The sequence below is a fragment of the Rhodanobacter sp. G2-10 genome (assembly GCF_055809185.1).
Window position 1 is genome coordinate 304,176 of sequence record NZ_CM147900.1, and the last position, 21,422, is coordinate 325,597.

General features: G+C 64.7%; 18 protein-coding genes. 10 read left to right on the forward strand and 8 right to left on the reverse strand.

The features are described from left to right. Positions 1-3 precede the first annotated feature (3 nt). On the forward strand, positions 4-3,021 hold the full coding sequence (locus AC0L58_RS01330; protein WP_473685920.1) for a diguanylate cyclase: 3,018 nt from the start codon (positions 4-6) through the stop codon (positions 3,019-3,021). 54 nt (positions 3,022-3,075) lie between these two features. On the opposite strand, the gene AC0L58_RS01335 is transcribed toward AC0L58_RS01330, so the two are convergent. Then, positions 3,076-4,056: a mitochondrial fission ELM1 family protein gene (locus AC0L58_RS01335; protein ID WP_473685922.1), complete on the reverse strand. Its 981-nt coding sequence runs from the start codon at positions 4,054-4,056 to the stop codon at positions 3,076-3,078. 239 nt (positions 4,057-4,295) lie between these two features. Between AC0L58_RS01335 and AC0L58_RS01340 the strand changes: the two genes are divergently transcribed. Next, positions 4,296-4,892: a YceI family protein gene (locus tag AC0L58_RS01340; RefSeq protein WP_473685924.1), complete on the forward strand. Its 597-nt coding sequence runs from the start codon at positions 4,296-4,298 to the stop codon at positions 4,890-4,892. A 75-nt stretch (positions 4,893-4,967) separates the two neighbouring features. On the opposite strand, the gene AC0L58_RS01345 is transcribed toward AC0L58_RS01340, so the two are convergent. Then, positions 4,968-6,377, reverse strand: a complete 1,410-nt coding sequence (locus AC0L58_RS01345) for a Yip1 family protein (RefSeq protein WP_473685926.1) — start codon at positions 6,375-6,377, stop codon at positions 4,968-4,970. 56 nt (positions 6,378-6,433) lie between these two features. Between AC0L58_RS01345 and AC0L58_RS01350 the strand changes: the two genes are divergently transcribed. The 4 genes from AC0L58_RS01350 (at position 6,434) to AC0L58_RS01365 (ending at position 10,123) form a co-directional block, all read left to right on the forward strand. Next, complete coding sequence (locus AC0L58_RS01350) at positions 6,434-6,643, forward strand: zinc-finger domain-containing protein (RefSeq protein ID WP_473685928.1); 210 nt, start codon at positions 6,434-6,436, stop codon at positions 6,641-6,643. Positions 6,644-6,721: 78 nt separating this feature from the next. Then, positions 6,722-7,855 carry a glycosyltransferase gene (locus AC0L58_RS01355; protein WP_473685930.1) on the forward strand — a complete coding sequence of 378 codons (1,134 nt, stop codon included), beginning with the start codon at positions 6,722-6,724 and terminating at the stop codon, positions 7,853-7,855. A gap of 173 nt (positions 7,856-8,028) precedes the next feature. Beyond that, positions 8,029-9,360, forward strand: a complete 1,332-nt coding sequence (locus AC0L58_RS01360) for an O-antigen ligase family protein (RefSeq protein WP_473685932.1) — start codon at positions 8,029-8,031, stop codon at positions 9,358-9,360. Continuing rightward, positions 9,350-10,123 (forward strand): glycosyltransferase family 2 protein, encoded by a 774-nt coding sequence (locus tag AC0L58_RS01365; protein ID WP_473685934.1) that lies wholly within the window; start codon positions 9,350-9,352, stop codon positions 10,121-10,123. Before AC0L58_RS01360 ends, AC0L58_RS01365 begins: the two co-directional genes overlap by 11 nt. On the opposite strand, the gene lpxL is transcribed toward AC0L58_RS01365, so the two are convergent. Further along, positions 10,117-11,034, reverse strand: a complete 918-nt coding sequence (gene lpxL, locus AC0L58_RS01370) for an LpxL/LpxP family Kdo(2)-lipid IV(A) lauroyl/palmitoleoyl acyltransferase (protein ID WP_473685936.1) — start codon at positions 11,032-11,034, stop codon at positions 10,117-10,119. The two genes, AC0L58_RS01365 and lpxL, sit on opposite strands and share 7 nt — an antisense overlap. Before the next feature lie 118 nt (positions 11,035-11,152). On the opposite strand from lpxL, the gene waaA reads away from it, so the two are divergent. After that, positions 11,153-12,394: a lipid IV(A) 3-deoxy-D-manno-octulosonic acid transferase gene (gene waaA, locus AC0L58_RS01375; RefSeq protein WP_473688522.1), complete on the forward strand. Its 1,242-nt coding sequence runs from the start codon at positions 11,153-11,155 to the stop codon at positions 12,392-12,394. 21 nt (positions 12,395-12,415) lie between these two features. On the opposite strand, the gene AC0L58_RS01380 is transcribed toward waaA, so the two are convergent. Both AC0L58_RS01380 and AC0L58_RS01385 read right to left on the reverse strand, forming a co-directional pair. Further along, complete coding sequence (locus tag AC0L58_RS01380) at positions 12,416-13,837, reverse strand: TolC family outer membrane protein (protein ID WP_473685938.1); 1,422 nt, start codon at positions 13,835-13,837, stop codon at positions 12,416-12,418. 33 nt (positions 13,838-13,870) lie between these two features. Continuing rightward, the gene (locus AC0L58_RS01385) at positions 13,871-14,530 is read right to left on the reverse strand and encodes a protein-L-isoaspartate O-methyltransferase family protein (protein ID WP_473685940.1); all 660 of its coding nucleotides are present in this window, start codon (positions 14,528-14,530) and stop codon (positions 13,871-13,873) included. 260 nt (positions 14,531-14,790) lie between these two features. On the opposite strand from AC0L58_RS01385, the gene AC0L58_RS01390 reads away from it, so the two are divergent. The 3 genes from AC0L58_RS01390 to AC0L58_RS01400 all read left to right on the forward strand — a co-directional run bounded on the left by AC0L58_RS01390 (position 14,791) and on the right by AC0L58_RS01400 (position 17,438). Beyond that, positions 14,791-15,447, forward strand: a complete 657-nt coding sequence (locus tag AC0L58_RS01390; protein ID WP_473685942.1) for a TetR/AcrR family transcriptional regulator — start codon at positions 14,791-14,793, stop codon at positions 15,445-15,447. A 229-nt stretch (positions 15,448-15,676) separates the two neighbouring features. After that, positions 15,677-16,276: a ferritin-like domain-containing protein gene (locus tag AC0L58_RS01395; protein WP_473685944.1), complete on the forward strand. Its 600-nt coding sequence runs from the start codon at positions 15,677-15,679 to the stop codon at positions 16,274-16,276. Positions 16,277-16,418: 142 nt separating this feature from the next. Further along, positions 16,419-17,438, forward strand: a complete 1,020-nt coding sequence (locus AC0L58_RS01400) for a DUF2333 family protein (RefSeq protein WP_473685946.1) — start codon at positions 16,419-16,421, stop codon at positions 17,436-17,438. A 72-nt stretch (positions 17,439-17,510) separates the two neighbouring features. On the opposite strand, the gene ppa is transcribed toward AC0L58_RS01400, so the two are convergent. The 3 genes from ppa to AC0L58_RS01415 form a co-directional block, all read right to left on the reverse strand. Beyond that, positions 17,511-18,047, reverse strand: a complete 537-nt coding sequence (gene ppa / locus AC0L58_RS01405; protein WP_473685948.1) for an inorganic diphosphatase — start codon at positions 18,045-18,047, stop codon at positions 17,511-17,513. Between the two features lie 105 nt (positions 18,048-18,152). Beyond that, positions 18,153-19,007 carry a 2OG-Fe(II) oxygenase gene (locus AC0L58_RS01410; protein WP_473685950.1) on the reverse strand — a complete coding sequence of 285 codons (855 nt, stop codon included), beginning with the start codon at positions 19,005-19,007 and terminating at the stop codon, positions 18,153-18,155. Between the two features lie 95 nt (positions 19,008-19,102). Further along, positions 19,103-21,241, reverse strand: a complete 2,139-nt coding sequence (locus AC0L58_RS01415; protein WP_473685952.1) for a prolyl oligopeptidase family serine peptidase — start codon at positions 21,239-21,241, stop codon at positions 19,103-19,105. Positions 21,242-21,422: the final 181 nt, after the last annotated feature.

Below are 21,422 nucleotides of genomic sequence, written 5' to 3' on the forward strand. Positions count from 1 at the left end.
GGGATGACTGATCACGCGACATGGAAGAAGAAGGCGTGCGCGCGGGTCGCGATCGCGTTCGGCCTGGTCGCATGCCTGCTCGGCATGCGCACGGCCGCGGCAATGAATCCGCAGCAGCCGTTCTATTCCTACGGTCTCGATCACTGGAGTGTCGAGCAGGGCTTGCCGCAGATCACCGTGCTCGACATGACCGAGGATCGTGCCGGATACCTCTGGGTCAGCACGCAATCGGCGGTCGCGCGCTTCGACGGCTCACGTTTCGTGACTTATGACCGCGCGACCACCGGCGTCGATACCGGCATGCTGGGAGTTGCCTGGGCGGACCCGCAGGGTGGCGTCTGGTTCGGCGGCACCCATGGCGTACTGCGCGAGCGCGACGGCCAGTTCACCTCACTGGGCGGGCCCGCCGTCAACGAGATCATCGATGCCGGCGACGGCACTCCCTTGCTTGCCACCACGGATGGACTGAAGCGCGTCAAGGATGGCCGCGTCGAGCCGGTGGAGGGCTATGACGGGCCGGCGTTCAGCCTGCTGCGCGAGGATTCGACACTGTGGATCGGCGGGGTCGGCCGCGTATGTCGGCGTGACGACAAAGTCCACTCGGCGGCGCCGCGCTGCGTCGTGGTCGATGCGGAGCAACAGAGCGTCATCGTACGGCATCTGGCCTTGCAGAAGGGGCAGCTATGGCTGGGTACCCAGCGCGGGTTGATGCGTATGGATGGCGACCGGCTGGTGCCAGCCGGGCTGGGCGCCGAACTGGACTCCACCGCGATCGAGAGCCTGCTCACCGACAGCGATGGCGTGTTGTGGATCGGCACCGTGGAAGCGTTGTATCGACGGCTGCCTGACGGCACCCTCGAGCGGGTGGGTGACGAGGACATCGCGCAGCGCCCGTGGGTGCAGGTGCTGTACGAGGATCGCAGCGGCAACCTGTGGCTGGGCACGCATACCCTCGGCTTGTACCGGGTCTGGAACGGTTGGACACGGCAGGTGTCGGTGCGCGACGGGGTTGCCGATCCGCTGGTGTGGAGCGTGGTGAAGGCGCCCGATGGAAAAATCGTGTTCGGCACCAATTCGGACGTGGAAGTGTTCGACGGCAAGCATGTCAGGACGCTGATTCCAGGCAGTGCCTTGCCCAACCCGTCAGCGTACGAGCTTTACTACGATCGACGAGGCCGTTTGTGGGTGGGTACCCGCGGTGGCATCGCGGTGTTCGATCAGGGTCGCGATGTCACACCTGCGGCATTGTCCGTGCTGCGCAGTTGGCGCATCGACGACGTTCGGGAAGTGGCCCCGGACGATTTCTGGATTGGCACCTCCGGCGGTTTGTATCGCTGGCGACACGGCAAACTGACCCGCGCCGACCCGGACGCCTCGACGGCGGAAGCCATCATTCGCTCGATCCTGCCGTTGACGCCCGACCACTTGTACCTGGGCACCGAAGACGGTGTGCGCGAATGGCATGACGGCGAAATCACCGAGCCAGCATGGGCCAAGCCGTTGCACGGGCGTTTCGTGACGCGCCTGGCGATGATCAAGCCCGGCATGCTGGGGGTGGCCACCGGCGACGCGGGCATGGGAGTGGTGGTCAACGGCCGCCTGCGCATGACCACCGAGAAGGAGGGCCTGCCCAGCAACAATGCGTGGATCTTCAATCTGCTTGGCGACGAGCTTTACGTCAGCTCGGTCGTGGGTGCGTGGCGGCTCCCTCTCGCCGAACTGCCCGTACCGGGGTCGCCCGAACGCGTGGTATCGCCACAACGGCTGGTCGGCGAGCAGCGAGCCACCAGCGTCAACAATCTGCGTTGCTGCAACGGCGGCGCCAGCTCGCGCAGTGCGGTCGACGGACATGTCATCTGGTACAGCACCACCAACGGCATACTCGGCCTGGATACGCGTGCGCTCGGCGCATTGCCGACCGCTCCCCCGGCGACCGTGGTGTCCGTCGAGCACGATGGCAAGACCTTCTTCGGATCGTCCTTCGGGCTGAATGACGGCACGCGCGATCTGACCATCAACTACACCGCCCCTTACCTGAGCACGGGTACCTTGCGCTTTCGTTATCGGCTGGATGGCTACGACAAGGTCTGGCAGAACGCCGACCTTCGGCGTGAGGCCTTTTACACGCATCTGCCAGCGGGGAATTACCGGTTTCGGGTAGCCGCCACGTTGCCGGGCGCCGCCGGATATGGGCCCGAGGCGAGCATCAGCATCCAGGTCAGGCCACTCTGGTATGAGCGCACGGATGTGCGCGCCGCCGCCTTGCTGGCATTCTGCCTGCTGGCCTACCTGCTGGTGCGCTCGAGCATGCGCCGACAGCGTCGCCGCAATGCGTGGCTGGAGGAGCAGGTCGAGCGACGTACCGGCGAACTGTCGCGGGCGCTGGAGCGCCTGCGTGTCACCAACCTCGCGCTGGCCGAGGAAAGCCACACCGACACGCTGACCGCATTGCACAACCGGCGTTACCTGATGGCGCAACTGCCGAGCGTGCTTTCGGGCGATACCCGCATCGGCGTGTTGCAGATCGACATCGACCATTTCAAGCAGATCAACGACAGCTACGGTCATGCGGTGGGTGATTCGGTCTTGCGTGAGCTCGGCGCCAAGCTTGCTGCGCTGCGCCGCGAAAGCGACATCACCGTGCGCTGGGGTGGCGAGGAATTCCTGTTGTTGCTGCAGGATGTCGATGCCGCTGGCGCCATGCTCATCGCCGAACGGCTGCGTCGCGACATTGCGCAAAGGGATTTCCAGGATGGTCGCGGCGGCGTGCTCCGGCTGACTTGCTCGATCGGATTCAGCATGCATCCGCTGGCCAGTCGTGCCGACAGAACGACCTTCGATGCCGCCATCGAGCTGGCGGATCTTGCGCTGTATCGCGCCAAGCATCTCGGGCGAAACCGGTGCGTGGGCTTGCTGGTGACGACGCCGATTTCGGCCGAGATCCTGCAGCGCCCGTTCGCAGCGCAACTCGACACCTTGCTCGCGGCAGGTCAGCTGCGCTGGATTCACCCGGATTCCTGAGCCGCCGGACGTGAGTCGCGCGGGCGCGTGATCGGTCGGTTCCGAAGTGCCGAGTCAGTCGGGTGACGGCAGCGGCGCGCCGATCCGCGCACGGACCAGCGCGGCGATGCGCATCGTTTCGCGCAGTGGTGACTGTGCCGCCGAACCTGGCGAATCCACATCGTGCAACAGGCCGGCATCGCGCAGTGCCTGGTGAAAGCGCAGGATCTTTGCCGGTAGCGGCTCGTTTGCAAACGTGAGAACCGGGCAACCCACGGCGCAGGCCTCGGAGAGCATGTTCACCGAATCGGGCGTGACCACCAGGCGATCGGCCCAGCCAAGCACGCCGGGATAGGGGTTGGGGCCATCCGCGCGCCCGGCCCAGAGCAGGCCCGGAATACCCCCGAGCATGGGGCGCAGGGTCTCGATCAGCGCGGCGGGAGTCCGGCGCGAGGCCAGCACCAGCAGGCTGCCGCCTTCCTGGCGCCGACGTTCGAGCAGCCGCATGCCCAGCGCGCGGGCATAGCCGGCGTCCAGCGCGATGCCACGACGTGGCCCGCCCAGCAGCACGCCCACACGCGGTTGCGGAAGCTCCTCGAAGTGCGAACAGGCGTCGCGGCCGTCGGCCAGCCACTGATCATCCACGGTGTTGAGCGACCCGAGCGGGCGCAGCACATTGGCGCCTTCAAGGCCGTCATGCCGCGGTGCGATCACCGTGTCCCACAAGCCGGGGTCCAGTCGCGGATCGAGAATCTGCACGGTATGACAGTGGCCTGCCGACAGCGGTCGCAACATGCGCGTGAACAGGGCGGCAGCTCGGCCGCAACCGATCGCGACGGTCGGCCAGGGTGGGGCAAACCATGTGCGCTGGGCAGCAGGCAGGGCCAGTCGCCCACCCAGCATCAGCCGAGGCGCCAGCCACGACCACGGCGGTCGCGGTTCCAGCACCAGGTGCCGGCTTGCCATCCCCAGCTGTTCCGCCAACGCCAATGCCTGGCGCTGATTGCCGGCGGCCTCGTCGGTGATGACCCAGCACTCGCCGTCCAGACTCAGCATGGGCGCGGGGGTCGCGAGATTGTTTCACCCATGGACACAGTGCGTTCCCCGTCTTGACGCCCTTCTTTCGGCGCCGGGCTATACACTGCCACAACGCAAAGCTGTTGTCGGTGTGATCTCCCGTCCGCGACATCGATCAACCGCATGATCATCCGGCGACTGACGAGCAGGGCCGTTTCGACCAATCCCTGGCTCACCTTCGACCGCCGCCGACCACCACCCCCACGGAGTCCTGAGTCATGTCCCCATTGAAATACCTTGCCCTAGCCACTCTGCTGGGCGCCGCGGTGTCGGTGCAAGCCGCACCGGTGACCTACAAGCTGGATCCGAATCACACGATGGTGCTGTTCAGCTGGAATCATTTCGGGTACTCCAATCCCACCGCCGACATCGGCCTGGGCCAGGGCACGGTCGTGTTCGACGAAGAGAATCCGGCGCAGTCCAGCGTGGAGGTGACCCTGCCGCTGGCGAAGCTGGACACCCACGTCGAGGCGCTGGACAGCCACCTCAAGAAGCCCGATTTCTTCGATGCGGCGAAGTACCCGGTGATCACTTTCAAGAGCACCAAGGTCGAACCGCTCGGCGAGCACAAATTCAAGGTCACCGGCGAGCTCACCGTGCACGGCGTGACCCGGCAGGTGGTGCTGGATGCGACGCTCAACCGGGTTGGCCCGCACCCGATGAGCAAGACGCCATCGATCGGCTTCGACGCCACGACCAGCCTGAAGCGTTCGGACTTCGGTGTCGGCGCCTACGTGCCGAACGTCAGCGACGAAGTCCATGTCCGGATCACCACCGAAGGCTCGGTACCGAAGGCGGACGCTGCGCGCCAGTAGTTTCGGTCACGACAAGAACCGCGCCACTGCCGACGCGGTTCTTGTTGCCCTGAACGGCACCGGGTTCGTGCCGGATTACTCCGATTTCACCCCGGCATCCTTCATCGATTCCAGCTTGTCCAGATCGACGCTGTTCACCGCCTGCTTGAGTTGATCGATGCTGGCGGCGTTGCCGCTGGCCTTGACCGTGAAGCGCTTGCCGACGATCACGCTGTACTCGCCGAACTTGGACTGGTTGTCCCATTCTTCGTGCACCAGGTTGCCGCCGGCGCTGTAGGTCTTCTCGTAGCCGTGCTCGGTTTCCTTCTCTTCTTCGGGCGCCATTGCCGCGGCCATCGCGACGAAGCCCTTGGCGCCGCCGGTATCGCTCAGCTCCAGCGTGATGCGCTCGTTGTCGTCATCGTTGTAGTCGGCGCTGGCCTCGGAGACCTGCATGCCTATCGCGCTGCTGCGCTTGGCTGACACGCTGGTGCGCTTCATGCCGGCGATGCTGTCGGGCAGGAATGCCTTGATCTGGTCAGGTGCCAGTGCCTCCACGGTACCGTCGCTGCCCGACATCGCTCCCATCATCTTGCCCATCGCCGCCGATTGCCCCTTGCTGTCGCCGGATTCCTGCGCGGCCTGCAGTTCCTTGCTTGCCTGCTCGGCGCGTTGGCCCATTGCGGCAAGCTTGCCCAGGGCGCTGTTGGCGTCGATGCTGACCTTGTCGCCGTGACTGTTGGTGATCTGCATTCCGCTCATGGCGGCGCTGCCCATCGTGCCGATGAAAAGCAGTCCGACGATCAGCCTGACGATCCAGCCCAGCACGATCGCGATGATGACGCTGACCGCGGTATAGCCGGCCGCCTTTTCCGGCGGGCATTTCATGGTGTGCGGCAGCCCCAGATACAGCAGGTAGATGCTGTAGATGCCGCCGGCGATCATGATCAGGAAGCCCAGCCAAGGGATGATCACCGCGATGCCGGCAATCCACGCCGCCGTCCAGGTGTAGGCCACGGTTTTCAGCGCTTGCACCTGGTTCGCCTGGGCGCCGAAGCTTCCAGCCAATGCATTGATGATCCATGCCACCACGTAGACGAGCACCAACGACAGGATGTAGCTCAGCACCAACCGGCCGATGCCGGCGCCGATGGAGCTGCGTACGGTGACGCCAAGGAAGCTAGTGCCGATCAGGCTGCCCTTGATGAATTGGGCAATCACCGGCAGTGCCGCCACGATGGCGATATACCCGGTATACAGGCCACTGACGGTAGCCTGCTCCGCGGCGACGACCGGCCACTCGGTCTTGGGTGTGCTCAGGATATTCTTGATGCGTGCAACGATGTTTGCGGAATCCATGGTCTGCTCCTCGATCAGGTGCCGTGAATCCGGCGTCATGCGCCAGGTGGTGAGTGATATCCCCATTTGCATCATAGGCCGGCCGGTCGCCTGTTGGCGAAGTCCGGCAAGGCATTTTTCTTCCCTGTCACCAGTTTGCCGACACACGCCACCAGCCTGCTACCATTTACCGCTAGCTGTTCTGTCCTGTCCGGAGTTTGCCGATGCCGACCTCTTTAGCCGCGACCGTGCCCTTGGTGCCGGCAAATGCCGAAAATCGTTATGAAGTGACGCGGAGCGACTTGCCGCTGTCCTGTCCGATGCCCGGCATGGAGCTGTGGAATTCGCACCCCAAGGTGTACCTGCCGATCGTCGATGATGGCGGCGAGTCAACCTGTGCCTACTGTGGCGCGCATTACGTCCTGCGCGACTGAACACGACGGTGCACCGGATACGAGCCGTGGCATTTTTTTTGCTTTGTTCTTGCCATGAAAGCCTCCAGCCCTGAGCTCATGTCCAGCATTGCCGCTCCCGCCAAATTGCTGACCGTGATCCAGCTGATCCCCGCAATGCGCTCCGGCGGTGCGGAGCGTTCGGCGCTGGAGATTGCGCGTGCGCTGGTCAACGCGGGGCATCGTTCGGTGGTGATTTCCGCGGGCGGGCGCCTGGTGCAGCAGCTGCAGGCCGAGGGTAGCGAACACATCACGCTGGATCTGGGACGCAAGTCGCTCAGCACGCTGGGTCGGCTCGGCGCACTGCGTCGGATTCTTCGCGAGATCAAGCCCGACATCGTGCATGCGCGCTCGCGGTTGCCGGCGTGGATGGGTTGGTGGGCACTCAAGGGCATGGCCCCGCGGCCGCACTTTGTCACCACGGTGCACGGCTTCAATTCGCCGGGGCGTTACAGTGCGATCCTGTTGCGCGGCGAACGCGTGGTGGTTGTCTCGCAGACCCTGCGCGACTACGTGCTCAGCCACTATCGCTGGCTGGAACCGTCCAGGGTACGGGTGATTCCACGCGGTATCGATCCGCAAGCCTTCCCCTACGGACATCGGCCGGACGACGCCTGGCACAAGGCTTTTTTTGCCGAGTTTCCGGCTTTGAACGGCGCGCCGCTGTTGACCATGCCGGCCCGCGGTACGCGCCTGAAAGGCCATCATGATGCGATCGAGTTGCTGGCCGACCTGAAGCGCCGCGGCATCGAGGCGCGCCTGCTGCTGCTGGGTGTGATCGAGCCCGGCCGCGAGGCCTACGTGGCCGAGCTGCAGGAACTGATCCGCCTGCGCGGGGTGACCTCGCAGGTCGTGCTGTCGCCGCCACGCGATGATATCCGCGACATCTACGCGGTCTCGGCACTGGTGCTGCAGCTTTCGAACAAACCCGAATCATTCGGGCGCACGGTGGTCGAGGCGCTGTCGCTGTGCCGGCCGGTCCTGGGCTATGCCCATGGCGGCGTCGGCGAACTGCTGGCCGAGCTTTATCCGGCCGGCCGCGTGCCGCTGGGTGATCGCGAGCGGCTGGTGGAGCGTGCCGCGGAGTTGCTGCGGGTCGCGCCGCCGATTCCGCCGCTGCAGAGTTACCGGCTCAGCGACATGCAGCGCGCCACCCTCGCACTGTACGAAGAAGTGAGTCAGCTGCAGCGCTAGGGATGCTACGACCCATTCAACGCAGGCGTCACCGGCTGGGTCTGCTCACGCCGGGTGGCGCGCCGGCGAAGGCAGGCTGGCCGCGTGTTCTGAAATAGATAAGGGCGTTCCTGGAGTTCGCCCAGCCTGGCGGTCGCCTACAATGCTCGGAACTTCATCGCCCCGGTTCGTGCATGAATTCTCTCACCGTTTCGCTCAAGGGCGCACTGCGTTCACCGCTGCTGCCGTTCTGGCTGGTGATCGCGCTGCTGCCGTTCGGTCGCAGTGCCGAACTGGGTACCTTCCTGTGCCTGCTCGGCGTCATCATGCTGTTCGCGCGCGATCCCCGGGCATTGCATCAACATCCTGGCGCGCAATTGCTGTTGTGGTTGCTGGCTGCCTACGTGGCGGCAGCCCTGTTTTCGGCTGTCGATGCGATTCGGCCCGGCAAGAGCTGGGGTACGGTGGCGGGCTTGCTCCGCTACGTGCCGCTGGGGCTGTACGCCTGTTTTGCGATACGCCGGGAGGGCAAGCTGCACGCGCTGTACATGGCCGTCGCCGCGGTGCTCGCGCTGTGGTGCGCCGATGCCTGGTTGCAGGCATTCACCGGATGGAGCCTCGGCGGGCACCCCGAGGCCGAACGCGTTTCCGGCATCTTCGGTGCGGACAACCTGAAGCTGGGGCCGACCCTGGCCGTGCTGTCGCCGTTCGCATTGTGGGCAGCGCGACAACGTTGGGGACGTGCCGGTCTGCTGCTGGCCAGCGTGCTGGTGCTGGGGCCGGTGCTTCTGGCGGGCTCTCGCTCGGCGTGGCTGTGCTACGTGCTCGTGCTTCTGGGGTTCGCCTGGCATGAACTGCGCTCCGCGTGGCGCTTCATGCTTTGTTGCGTGGTGGCCGCGGTCATTCTGGCGCTGGCCGGCGAAATCGCCTGGAAAACCTCGCCGCGATTCCACGACCGGATGGCTCGCACGCTGCTGGTGCTGCAGGGCACTGATCAATCCGTGGATACCGCGTTCAGCGGCCGGCTCGATATCTGGAACGCCAGCGTCAACATGATCGCGGCGCATCCCGTCAACGGCGTGGGGGTGCGAGGCTTCCGCTATGCGTATCCGCACTACGCGCCGGCCGACGACCATTTTGTGGTTTCCGGCGAAGCCTGCGGCGTGGGGCAGGGCGCGTGCCACCCGCACCAGCTGGTGCTGGAGATACTCACCGGAACGGGTGCGCTCGGCCTGCTGCTGTGGTTGGCCGCGGTGGCATGGGCTTGGCGGGCATGGCGACGTGTGGGAGCGGCCGCACGCGCACGCGCTTTCCCGGTGACGCTGGCGTTGGGGGTGATGCTGTTTCCGCTGAACTCCCATCTGGCGTTCTACTCGGCGTGGTGGGGATTGTTGTTTGCGTGGCTGCTCGGCTTGTGGTGCGCCAGCTTGTTCGTTGCCGGCATCCCTGCCGGCACAGCAGAAACCGATGTCCCTGCCGGATTGCTCAAGAAAGCACACCCTCGGGATAGCCACGATGGAGCGTGAGCGGCTGTCGGTCGTGGTGACCACGTTCAACAGTGCCGATACGCTCGACGCATGCTTGCGCAGCGTGGCCTGGGCCGACGAGCTCGTGGTGCTGGACTCCGGTTCGACCGATGCGACCCTGGCCATCGCCGCGCACCACAAGGCGCGTGTCCACGCGCAGCCGTTCGCCGGCTACAGCGCACAGAAGCAGGCGGCGATCGATCTCGCCAACCATCGTTGGGTGCTGCTGCTGGATTCGGACGAGTCGTTGCCGGCGAATGCTGCCGTCTTGTTGCGACAGACATTGAACGCGCCCGTGCACGCCGGTTACCAGTTGTGGCGGCGCGAATGGCAGTTCTGGCGCTGGCAATCGTCACAGGCACGGCTCAACCACTATGTGCGGCTGTTCGATCGGAAGCGTGCGCGCATGAGCGGGCATGAGGTGCACGAGTCGGTACAGGTCGAAGGTTCGATCGGCGTGCTCGACATCGTCATCGATCACTACGGTGAGCCCGATATCGCCGGTCGCGTGGCCAAGGCCAATCGCTATTCCAGTCTGCAACTGGCGGATCTGGGTCAGCGCTCCACCTCCTGGTTGCGGCTGCGGATGGTGGCCTACCCGATGGTCGCCTTCACCCGGTTCTATTTCTTGCGTGGACATTGGCGCTCGGGTTGGGCCGGCTTCATCGCCGCGCGAGTCCACGCGTTCTACGCGTTCCTGAAATATGCCAAGTTGCACGAAGCGCGCCGAGGCGAGGGCAGCCGTGCAGGGCGCGATCAGTAGACCGGTGGCTGCCCTTCGGGCCGGGTCTTGAATCGCTTGTGTACCCACAGGTATTGCTCGGGGGCTTCGCGCACCATTTGCTCGATGCATGCGTTGACCCGCGCGGTATCGTGCAGCACGTCGGGACCGGGAAAATCCGCCAGCGGCGCGCCCAGCCGCAGTACGTAACCCTGATTGCCCGGCAGGCGCCGATGGAAGAACGGGATGACCACGGCGCCCGACAGGCGTGCCAGATGGTGGGTGGCGGTGATGGTGGCTGCGGGTACGCCGAAGAACGGCACGAATACGGTGTCCTTGCTGCGCATGTCCTGATCCGGGGCGTACCAGAGTGTGCCGCCACTGCGCAGGTACTTCACGGTGCCGCGGATGTCGTCCTTGTCGAACATGGCCGCGGCATAGTGCAGTCGCGCACGCAGCACCACCCATTCGAACACGCTCGAATCCATGCGCCGGTACATGCCGGCGATGCGGATGCGCTGGGATACCAGTCGCGCGCACAGTTCCAGATGCGAGAAATGGCCACCCACCAGCAGCACACCCTTGCCCTGGGCGCGGGCCTGTTCGAGGTGTTCGAGCCCCTCCATGCGGGTGGCGATGGAAGCCATGCGGCGATCACTGGTCATCCAGCCCAGCGCGAACTCCACCAGCATCAGTCCGATATCGCGAAGGTTGGCGTCGACCAGCGCGTCGCGTTCGGCTGAATCGAGTTCGGGGTAGCACAGCGCGATGTTGGCGGCGGCAATGCGCCGTCGCGCCGACGGTATTCGCAGCACCAGCGCACCGAAGCGGCGACCAAGCCACAGCGATGCCGCCTGGGGCAACTGCGCGACCAGCCAGATCACGGCCACCCCGAGCCACGCCGGCCAGTGACGCGGGGCGAGCAGAGATCGATTGAATTCGGGACGAGGCATGCCGGGCATCGTCGGCATTGTACCGGGCTGTTTGCGCCCGGGCTTGCATCGGCTGCTCTCGCTATACTCGCGCGTTGATTGCAAGGATTCGACGTTGCGCCTCCTGTATACCCTGGCCATGTTTCTCGTGACCCCGCTGCTGGTGCTCCGGTTGCTTGCGCGTGGCTTGCGTTCGCGACCGTATCACCGCCGTTGGCCGGAGCGTTTCGGATTTTTCGATGACCCCGGCATTCGCGGCAGCTTGTGGGTGCACGCGGTTTCCGTGGGCGAGGTGAACGCCGCGGAGCCGCTGATCAAAGCCTTGCAGCGCGACTATCCGAAGGCGCCGGTAGTGATCACCACGGTCACCCCGACGGGCACCGCGCGGGTGCAGCAGTTGTTTGGTGACAGCGTGTTTCACGTGTATCTGCCGTACGACCTCCCGTTTGCGGTGCGCCGCTTCATGAACCGGATACGGCCGCGGCTGGCGCTGATCGTGGAGACCGAGATCTGGCCCAATCTCTACTTTGCCTGCCGGCGGCGCGGCATTCCGCTGATGATCGTCAATGCACGCCTGTCCGAGCGCTCGATGCGCGGATACAAGCCGATGCGCGGACTGGCCCGCTCCGCGCTGCGCTGCGTGGACCAGATTGCAGCGCAGTCACGCACGGATGCCGCACGCTATCGTTTGCTGGGCGCCGACCCCCAGAAAATCCTGGTCAGCGGCAACATGAAGTTTGACATGCCGATACCCGCCGCCGTGCTGGCCGCCGGGGTGGAGATGCGTGAACAGTGGGGTTCCCGACGCCCCGTATGGATGGCCGCCAGCACCCACGAGGGCGAGGACCTGGAAGTGCTCGAGGCGCACCTGCATGTGCTGCGGCGATTGCCGGATGCGCTGCTGCTGCTGGCGCCGCGCCACCCGGAGCGCTTCCGCCTGGTCGAGCACGCCGCGCGCAGCCTGGGCTTCAGTGTCGCCACGCGCAGCGCCGATGGTGTGCCGGCGACGACGCACCAGGTCTGTGTCATTGACGCGATGGGTCAGCTCATGCCGTTCTTCGCGGGCAGCGACGTGGCATTCGTGGGCGGCAGCCTGGTACCGATCGGCGGCCACAACGTGCTGGAACCGGCGGCGCTTTCGGTGCCGGTGCTGGTCGGGCCGCATACCTTCAATTTCGAGGAGATCACCCGCAGCCTGATCGGGCAAGGTGGTGCGGAGGTGGTGTCCGATGCCGCGCAGCTTGGCCCGGAAGTGCTGAGGCTGTTGCTCGATCCTGCCCGACGGGAGCAGATGGGCGTGGCGGCGCAGCAGGTTTTCGAACGCGAGCGCGGTGCGGTGAAGCGGGTGATGCAATTGATCGACGGCCTGCTGCAGGAATAGGCCGCCGATCGGTGGCGTGCATTACTGCAGCAGCGCGTTGATCTCCTGGATGTCCTTGAAATCGGCCGTTCCGGCGGCCTGCTGCAGCAGCAGCTTGTTCAGGATGAACTGGTGGCGCGCCTGCGAGTACGCGCTCTCCGATTGGGTCAGCGTCTGGATCGCCAGCAACACGTCGGTGAAGGTTTGCGTACCCACCTCGAAGCCTGCGCGCGTCGCTTCCAGCGCCTTCTGGCCGGACTCGACCGAGGCCTTGCCTGATTCGACCTGCGAGATGCCGGCCAAGACCGAGCGGTAGTAGTTGAGCGTGTTCTGCACCACCTGGCGACGCTGCAGTTCCATCGCGTCGGTTGCTGCGTCACGCTGATAGATGGACTGGCGCACGCGCGACTGGGTTGCACCACCGGAGAAGATCGGCACGTTCAGGGTGAGTCCGACGGTGGTGGAAGCCGGTCGGTTGGAACCGATGGTGACGGGATTCTGGTACCAGCTGTTGCTCTTGCCGTAATTGACGCTGGCCGTGATGGTGGGCAGATGGCCGGAGCGTGCCGCGGTGATGTTGTGTTCGGCGGTCTCCACGTTGTCCTTCTGTGCCTGCAGCGTGGGATTGCTCTGCATGGCCTGCTTCACCCAGGCCTCCGGGTCGTTCGGCGCCGGCGGCTGCATCGGCAGGTCGTCGCGCAGCTTCTTCAGCTCGCCGACCGGCTTGCCGGTGATCACCCGCAGTGCTTCCTTGTCGTTGTCGAGCGTGTTCTGCGCGGCAATCGTCTGGGTCTTGGCGTTCTCGTAATAGGCCTTGGCCTGGTACACGTTGGTGATCGCCGAAAGCCCGACCTTGTACTGCTGGTCAGCCTGGTCGTACTGGCGCTTGAAAGCGTCCTCGTTGGCCTTGGCGAAGGTCAGCTGGTCTTCGTCGTTGAGTACGGTGAAGTAAGCGGCAGTGACCCGCACCAGCAGGTTCTGCGCAGCGGCCTGGTAGGTCGCGTCCTGTGCGTCCGCGGCCGAGTGTGCAGCCTTGAGATTGGCGTACTTGCTGAAGTCAAAGACGGTCTGACTCAGCGTGCCGTTGATGCTGCGCGTGCGCACATGACCAGTGTCCGCCTGGGCGCCACCGGACGCGAGCGGGCCGGTGCAATTGTAGTTGCCGACGCCCGCAGCAATGCCGCTGCACAAATAGTTGTCCGTGCCCGTGCCGAATCCGCTCTGGTTGAATCCGCTCTGGCCATTGTTGGTTTGCGACAACGAGAGCGACGCGCCGATCTGCGGCAACAGCTGGGCGCGCGCCTGCGGTACACCTTCGCTGGTGGCCAGCCGGGTGGCATCGGCTTGCGCGAGCACCGGGTCGTTGGCACGGGCGTCGCGATAGGCATCAACCAGGTCCTCACCGTGACTGGGCAACGATACGGCGGCCAGAGCCAGGGCCAGGGTGAGCAGCTTCAGGTGCATGGAAAGCCTCGTGTCAATCGGTCGGGGGCTGAATCAGAAAATGAACCGTGCGGCCGGTTCGGCATGGGTCAGGTAGGGAAGGTCGGTCTCGAACAGCGCTTCTTCGCGGTAGCGGCCGGCATCCTCGTGGGTCAGCAAGGTGGCGCGCTGTGCCGGGGATTGACCGCGCACGATCAGTGCACGCCCGCCCGGTTTGAGCCAGGCCAGCCAGCGCGCGGGAATCTCCGCGACCGCACCGGTCACCACCAGGGCATCGAACAGTTCATCCGGTTGCCAGGCGTGGACGGCTTCGCCGGTTGCCAGGCTGACATTGGTCATGCCGGCATCACGCAGGCGCTGCGAGGCGGCGGCCGTGAAATCGGCATGGATGTCCACGCTGGTCAGCTGTGCCGCCAGGCTTGCCAGGCAGGCACTGAGGTAGCCCGAACCGGTGCCGATTTCCAGTACATGATCGGTCGGCTGCAGATCGAGCGCCTGCAGCACGCGACCTTCGACCACCGGTTTCATCATCACCTCGTCGTGCCCGATCGGCAGGCACAGGTCGGCGTAGGCCAGTTGGCGATGCTCCGGCAACACGAAATCCTCGCGCTGCACGCGGCTGATCACGTCGAGCACGCGGCCGTCCAGTACTTCCCACGGGCGTACCTGGTTTTCCACCATGTTGGCCCGAGCCTGCTCGAAATTCATCGCCATTGCCTGTGTCCCGCGTGATCTAAAGAACCCGGAAGGATAAGCGCTGCCATCCGGTCCCACAATGACATACACGTCTGATGCGTAGCCTGCCGGCTGTGTGGCAGTCCACGAAGTGCCGGAAGTCATCGGCCGATACTGACGGAAGTCATGTGCCGCGCCGCATGCGCGCTCGCCACGGGCACCGCGCTGGGGTCCGCATGGCAAATAAATGAACTGCGACGTATAATAAAGGTCAGATTCCCGTTTGTGAAGGTGGAGGCATGAGTACCAGCGCGCCAATCAGGGCCCAGGGTCCCGGTCGCCCGAAGGACATGGAGAAGCGTGCGGCTATCCTGGCGGCAGCCAAGGCCCTGTTCATCAGCAACGCTTTCGGCGGCACCAGCATGGATGCCATCGCAGCGGACGCCGGGGTGTCCAAGCTCACCGTCTACAGTCATTTCGGTGACAAGGACAACCTGTTTCGGGAGGTGATCCGCTCGCGCATCCAGGATCTGCTGCCGGAAGAGACCTATCGTTTCGACCCGCAAGCCGACATCCGCGAGACCTTGCTGCGGGTGGCGTTGACCCACGCCCATCTGGATTGCAATGCCGAAACCGTCGGTACGTTCCGCGCGATCCTCAGCGACTGTCGCCAGGGCAATCCTCGCTACGGCAAGCTGATCTGGGAGGAAGGCGCAACGCGCACGCACGGGTTGATGGAGAGCCTGCTGCAGCAGGCCGTGGATGCCGGCCAGCTGGACATCGAAGACGTTCCGCGCGCCAGCATGCAGTTTCTCACCCTGATCAAGGGCAACCTGATGATGCGCCAGATGTTCGGTTGCACGGATTGTCCGGAGAGCTACCTGCAGGAGATCGAGGCCACGGCGCGCGCCGGCGTTGATACCTTTCTGCGCGCCTTTCTCCCCCGCGCACGCTGAGTCACAGGTCAATCGCGCGCGCCAATCCTGGCGGGGACGCTTCCTCTCTCGCGGCCAGCGTGATGGGCGTGGTGGTCACCACGGACGCCAAGTGCCAAGGGCGCTACACCGTCGCAGGATTTCCGGCCTTCACCTTGCTTTTCCATGCGCATGCCTAGGCTGTGCGGGATTGTGGCGTCATCGACAGCTACGCCGCGAACCACCACACCGTCCAGCGCAGGAGCAAGCCATGGCCAAGACCAAGCCGTTCGTCACCGATATCGAAAACATCCGCAAGCGCGCCCGCAAGGAGATCGAGAAAGGCGCCATGACGGCGGGCTACAGCGCGGATCGCCAGACGGTGGTCAAGCTGCTCAACCACGCCCTGGCTACCGAGCTGGTTTGCGTGCTGCGCTACAAGTACCACTACTACATGGCTTCGGGCATCAATTCGCAGGCAATCAAGGCGGAGTTCCTCGCGCACGCCAATGAAGAACAGGGGCATGCCGACCTGCTCGCCGAGCGCATCACGCAGCTCGAGGGCAAGCCGAACCTGTCACCCGAAGGTCTGCTCAGCCGCAGCCATTCGGATTACGTCGAAGGTGAGGACATCGTCGACATGATCAAGGAAAACCTGGTCGCCGAGCGCATCGCCATCGACAGCTATCGCGAAATGATCAACTACGTCGGCACCGATGATCCGACCACCCGTCGCATGCTGGAAGGCATCCTGGCGATGGAGGAGGAGCACGCCGAGGACATGAACACGCTGCTGGAGCAACTGGGCAAGAAGGGCGAACCGGCCAAGCCGCGCCCGACCCGCAAGTCGGCGGGTTCCAAGGGTCGCTGATTGTGGGGTCGAGGCGTGGGCGCGCGGCCGCGAGCGGCGGCTGCGAACCGTGCCCGGCCAACAGCGTGAAGGCATCGGGTGGCATCATGGTGAGGGGCTGTAAGCTAGTCGTACACAGCCGCCCACATGCAGGAGTCGTCCCATGCCTCCCCAGGCCACCTTGAACCAGCCACGTCGAGGTATTCGCCGCGCGGTGCTGGCGCTGATCGCGCTGCTGGTGTTGCTGATTGCCGGCCTGATGTGGTGGTGGGACGCCGAGCCGCCGCTGTTCGATCCGGTGGCGGTCACCCAGGCGCAGATGCGTGAACTGAACCGCCCGGTCGTGACCGGGGCGACCACCACGGTGACCCTGATCACGTCAGTACGAACGTTGTTGGACAAACGCGGCGGCTACCTCAGCAACGACAAGTTGCCGCCGGGCGTGTGGATGGACAACGTGCCCAACTGGGAATTCGGCTCGTTGACCGCGTCGCGTGATCTGGTTCGCGCATTGCGCAACGATTTCAGCCGTTCGCAGACGCAATCGACCGAGGACAAGGATCTGACCGGGGCCGATCCCCTGCTCAACAGCCCGAATGATCGCTGGCTGCTGCCCAGCTCGGAGAGCCAGTACCGCAAGGCGATCAAGTATCTGGACGGCTATCTCGCGCGTCTGGGCGATACCGACGACAGCAGCGCGCATTTCTACGCGCGCGCGGACAACCTCGCCGACTACCTGCAATTGGCCTCGTCACGACTGGGTTCGCTGTCGCAGCGGTTGTCGGCCAGCGTGGGACAGATACGTGTTGGCGACGTGGATGCCTCCGATCCGGCCAGCGCGGCCAGCGTGCAGGCGCCGGGTAGCGGCCGCATGGTGAAGACGCCATGGACCAGGATCGACGACAACTTCTACGAAGCGCGCGGCTACACCTGGACTCTGCTTGAACAACTCAAAGCGTTCCAGACCGATTTCGGACCCATCCTGCGCAGCAAACACGCCGCGGTCAGCCTGGATCAGGTGATTCGTGAACTGGAAGAAGCGCAGCGCCCGCTGCACAGCCCGATGGTGTTGAATGGTTCGCCGTTCGGGTTCTTCGCCAACCACTCGCTGGTGATGGCCAACTACGTATCGCGTGCAAACGCGGCGCTGATCGAATTGCGCGAGCTGCTCAAGCGCGGTTGAGTGTCAGCGCTGGCCGCAAACATGAAAACGGCGCGTCACCGTCGGGTGGCGCGCCGCTGACGTGTCGGGCGATCAGGCCTTGACTGCGTTGTAGCGTTCGACGCCAGCAACGATTTCCGCCTTGGCCTCGTCGGCACCGGCCCAGCCCTCGACCTTGACCCACTTGCCCTTCTCCAGATCCTTGTAGTGCTCGAAGAAGTGGCCGATGCGCTCCAGCCAGTGCGGCGAAACGCCCTTCATGTCATTGATGTGCGCGTAGCCCGGAAACACCTTGGGTGAGGGGATCACCACCAGTTTCTCATCGCTGCCCGCCTCGTCGCTCATCTGCAACATGCCGACCGGATGGCAGCGGATCACCGAGCCGACGGTCAGCGGCAACGGCAGGATCACCAACGCATCCAGCGGATCGCCATCGCCACCCAGGGTGCCCGGGACGTAGCCGTAATTGCAGGGGTAACGCATCGGCGTGGACAGGATGCGATCGACGAAAATCGCGCCGCTCACCTTTTCCACTTCGTACTTGACCGGCTCGGCATCCTTGGGGATTTCGATGATGACGTTGATTTCGTTCGGCACGTCGCTACCGGCGGGGACAAGATGCAAACCCATGGGAATCCTCGAGACAAGTTAGGGAAAACGCAGTCGGCTAGGATACGCCAAACGCTGCTGCATCGCAGCAACCGATGCGTCGATCAACCAGCACAGCCGCCCAGCTCAGCCGCGCGCCGAGTTCCGATACGGGCGTTCGCGCAGCCACTTGGTGGCAATCCACTTCTCGCCACGGAGCACTGGCAGCCCGGCATGCAGCGAGCTCTGGTCGCCACCTTCGTAGGCGAAATACACGGCCGAGCCACGCCGGGCGGTGACCGTCAGCCCAAGCTCGGGAAACGCCGTGCCGCCGCCTTGTTCGGGGGTATTGAGATACATCACCACGCTGGCGATGCGCTGGCCGCCGGACCGGGTGATGGTTTCGTAGCCGGGCAGCTCGGGGTCGAACCAGTCGAAATGCGGCTCGTAGGCCTGGCCTGGCTCGTAGTGCAGGATCTGCAGCCCCTCGCCGTGGTTTGCCGGCAAACCCAGCAGATCGGCGAGGCGTTGTTCGATCTGCCGGACCAGCGGCAACTCGCCGAGCGAGAAGAACATGCCTTCGCTGGTGCGCCGCTGGTCCACCTGGTGCTTGCCGTTGTCGTCCACCGTCATTGCTCGTTGCAGGCGCGGGCGGGCCAGCTCGATCAGTTCGGCGCATTCCGCCTCGCCGAGCATGCCTTCGAGCACGCGCAGCGGCGGTGCGTCCACGGAAAGCGACACATCGATGGCGTGCCCGCCGATGCGGACGGAGGGGGCTTCGGGATGCCGCGTGCGCAGCCCGCGTGGCGCGGGCTTCTCCGTGCTTGCGGTAAGTGCAGACAGCGGCAGTTTGAGCACCTCGGCAACGATGCTGCGGCTCTGGCGCGGATCGTAGCCGTTGTCCTTCATCAGCCGCAGCACCTCCGGCACGCCGTGACCGGCCCGGGTGGTGACAAGAATCCATTCGCGCAATTCGGGACTGATGGTGACGCGTGCAGGCATGGCGGGACGCAACAACGGCGGGGACAGGCACCAAAGCATACTTCAGCGCCCGAGGTGCCCGCACGCCGGCATCGCCGGCGCGCGGCCGTTCGCGCTTATTTCAGCTGGTCCCACAGGAAGTCGTAGGCCATCGCGTGCATGTGCGCCGACTGTTTGTTGTCCGCACCGGCGCCGTGGCCGCCCTCGAGATTCTCGTAGAACCACACGTCCGGATGGCCCTGCGCCTGCATCTTCGCCGCCATCTTGCGGGCCTGCACCGGGCCGACGCGGTCGTCGCTGGTGGCGGTGTAGAACAGCACCGGCGGATAGTGGCCGCTCTTGTTCACGTTCTGGTACGGCGAGAACGTCTTGATGTAGTTCCAGTCCGCGGTGTCCGGGTTGCCATACTCGGCCATCCACGACGCACCGGCAGAGAGGTGCGAATAGCGCTTCATGTCGAGCAGCGGTACTTCGCAGGCAATCGCGCCGAACAGCTGCGGATAGGTGGTGAGCATGTTGCCCATCAGCAGGCCCCCATTGCTGCCGCCTTCGGCACCGAGGTGTTTGGCCGAAGTGACGCCGCGCTTGATCAGGTCCTGCGCCACCGCCGCGAAATCCTCGTAAGCGCGTGGTCGGTTCGCCTTGAGTGCGGCCTTGTGCCAGCGCGGCCCGTACTCGCCACCGCCGCGAATATTGGCCACCACGTAAACGCCGCCCCGATCGAGCCAGGCACGGCCGATGCTGCCGCTGTAGTGCGGCAACAGGGACACTTCGAAACCACCGTAACCGTACAGCAGGGTGCGATTGGAGCCGTCCAGCTTGAGGTCCTTCGGGGCGATCTCGAAGTAGGGCACGCGGGTGCCGTCCGTCGAGGTCACGAAATGCTGGCTGACAGTGAACTTCGAGGCATCGAAGAAAGCGGGTTCCTGCTTGATCGTTTCGGCTGGGGTGCTGCCGAGCACGCCGCGCTGCAGCGATGACGGGCTGAGAAATCCGGCCACGTCGAGCCAGTACTCGTCGCTTTGATCGGGATCGGTATCGACCACGCTGATCGTGCTCAGCGCCGGCGCACCGGGCAACGCCCGGGGTTGCCAGCCGTTGTCGGGGCCGGCCATCTGTGGCGGCGTCAGGACCTTGAGCCGGCTTTGGACATCGTCCAGCACGTCCAGAATGAGGTGGTGCCTGGTCCAGGCATAGCTCGACAGGGCGGTGTGTTCGTCCGGCTGGAACAACACGGTGAACTGGCGCTTGCCGGCCATGAAATCGTCGAAGCGCGTGGCCAGCAGCGTGCCGGAGGCGTAGGTCGTGCCCGCCACCGTCCACGGCGATCGCGTTTGCACCAGCAGCCAGCCGCGGTGTGCATCGGCGCGGGCATCGGTCGGCACGTCGACCCGGGTCAGCTTGTCGCCGCGGCGCAGGAACAACTGTGAATGGAAGAAGTCCTTGGCCACCGACACGAAGTCCCGTTCGTAGCCCGGCGTGCGGTCGTGGAATGCGCTGACCGCGAGATCGTCGGGCTTGCCCTCGTACACCGTACTGGCCGTGGCCAGCGGCGTCCCGCGCTTCCATTCCTTGGCGATGCGTGGATAGCTGGATTCGGTCATCGAACCGGGGCCGAAGTCCGTGCCCACGTAAATCGTGTCCTCGTCGATCCAGCTGACCTCGGTTTTGGCGACTGGGAGCTCAAACCCGTGCTTCACGAATGCCTTCTGTGGAATGCTGAACTCGCGCACCGCCACCGCATCGCCGCCATCCGGTGAGAGGAGGACCAGGCAGCGCTCGTACTTCGGCTTCAGGCACTCCACTCCCTTGAATACCCAGCGCTTGCCCTCGGCCTTGTTCAACGCATCGACATCCAGCAGCACTTCCCACTTCGGTGCGGCCTTGCGGTATTCGACCAGGGTGGTGCGGCGCCAGATCCCGCGGGGATGCGCCTGGTCACGCCAGAAGTTGTAGAGCTTCCCGCCCATGCGGTTGACGTAGGGAATCCGCGCATCCGAATCGAGTACCTCGAGGATCTCGTTCCGGGTCTTTTCAAACTCGGCATTGTCGGCGAAGCGCTTGAGGGTCCGTGCGTTTTCCTGTTTCACCCAGGCCATCGGGCGCTCGCCGTGGATGTCTTCGAGCCACAGAAAGGGGTCGTCGCTGGCGGCTTGATCGGTTGGTGTCTGAGCGGGTTTCTTGTCGGTCGCGTCGGCCTGGTTCATGCCCACCAGTGTCGCGCCAAGCGCCAGTATCAGCCAGACCGGTTTCATGGTGTCTCTCCAATTGTGTTCGTGGGATGGGCGTGCCGTCGGTCAAGACTAACGCTCCCGGCCGCGTGCGGCATGTGATGCATGCTCGGGTTCAGCGACCCAGACAACAAGAATCCCGCCGCAGCGGGATTCCTGTTGTCATTGACGCGTGGGGCCAGAGCAGCGGAATCAGCGGCAGCGC

What these genes read in the sequence shown, in the direction of transcription:
- AC0L58_RS01330 (WP_473685920.1), top strand. Translation starts at nt 4, where the DNA reads ATGACTGATCACGCGACATGGAAGAAGAAGGCGTGCGCGCGGGTCGCG.
- AC0L58_RS01335 (WP_473685922.1), bottom strand. Translation starts at nt 4,056, where the DNA reads ATGCTGAGTCTGGACGGCGAGTGCTGGGTCATCACCGACGAGGCCGCC.
- AC0L58_RS01340 (WP_473685924.1), top strand. Translation starts at nt 4,296, where the DNA reads ATGTCCCCATTGAAATACCTTGCCCTAGCCACTCTGCTGGGCGCCGCG.
- AC0L58_RS01350 (WP_473685928.1), top strand. Translation starts at nt 6,434, where the DNA reads ATGCCGACCTCTTTAGCCGCGACCGTGCCCTTGGTGCCGGCAAATGCC.
- AC0L58_RS01355 (WP_473685930.1), top strand. Translation starts at nt 6,722, where the DNA reads ATGTCCAGCATTGCCGCTCCCGCCAAATTGCTGACCGTGATCCAGCTG.
- AC0L58_RS01360 (WP_473685932.1), top strand. Translation starts at nt 8,029, where the DNA reads ATGAATTCTCTCACCGTTTCGCTCAAGGGCGCACTGCGTTCACCGCTG.
- AC0L58_RS01365 (WP_473685934.1), top strand. Translation starts at nt 9,350, where the DNA reads ATGGAGCGTGAGCGGCTGTCGGTCGTGGTGACCACGTTCAACAGTGCC.
- lpxL (WP_473685936.1), bottom strand. Translation starts at nt 11,034, where the DNA reads ATGCCTCGTCCCGAATTCAATCGATCTCTGCTCGCCCCGCGTCACTGG.
- waaA (WP_473688522.1), top strand. Translation starts at nt 11,153, where the DNA reads ATGTTTCTCGTGACCCCGCTGCTGGTGCTCCGGTTGCTTGCGCGTGGC.
- AC0L58_RS01380 (WP_473685938.1), bottom strand. Translation starts at nt 13,837, where the DNA reads ATGCACCTGAAGCTGCTCACCCTGGCCCTGGCTCTGGCCGCCGTATCG.
- AC0L58_RS01385 (WP_473685940.1), bottom strand. Translation starts at nt 14,530, where the DNA reads ATGGCGATGAATTTCGAGCAGGCTCGGGCCAACATGGTGGAAAACCAG.
- AC0L58_RS01390 (WP_473685942.1), top strand. Translation starts at nt 14,791, where the DNA reads ATGAGTACCAGCGCGCCAATCAGGGCCCAGGGTCCCGGTCGCCCGAAG.
- AC0L58_RS01395 (WP_473685944.1), top strand. Translation starts at nt 15,677, where the DNA reads ATGGCCAAGACCAAGCCGTTCGTCACCGATATCGAAAACATCCGCAAG.
- AC0L58_RS01400 (WP_473685946.1), top strand. Translation starts at nt 16,419, where the DNA reads ATGCCTCCCCAGGCCACCTTGAACCAGCCACGTCGAGGTATTCGCCGC.
- ppa (WP_473685948.1), bottom strand. Translation starts at nt 18,047, where the DNA reads ATGGGTTTGCATCTTGTCCCCGCCGGTAGCGACGTGCCGAACGAAATC.
- AC0L58_RS01410 (WP_473685950.1), bottom strand. Translation starts at nt 19,007, where the DNA reads ATGCCTGCACGCGTCACCATCAGTCCCGAATTGCGCGAATGGATTCTT.
- AC0L58_RS01415 (WP_473685952.1), bottom strand. Translation starts at nt 21,241, where the DNA reads ATGAAACCGGTCTGGCTGATACTGGCGCTTGGCGCGACACTGGTGGGC.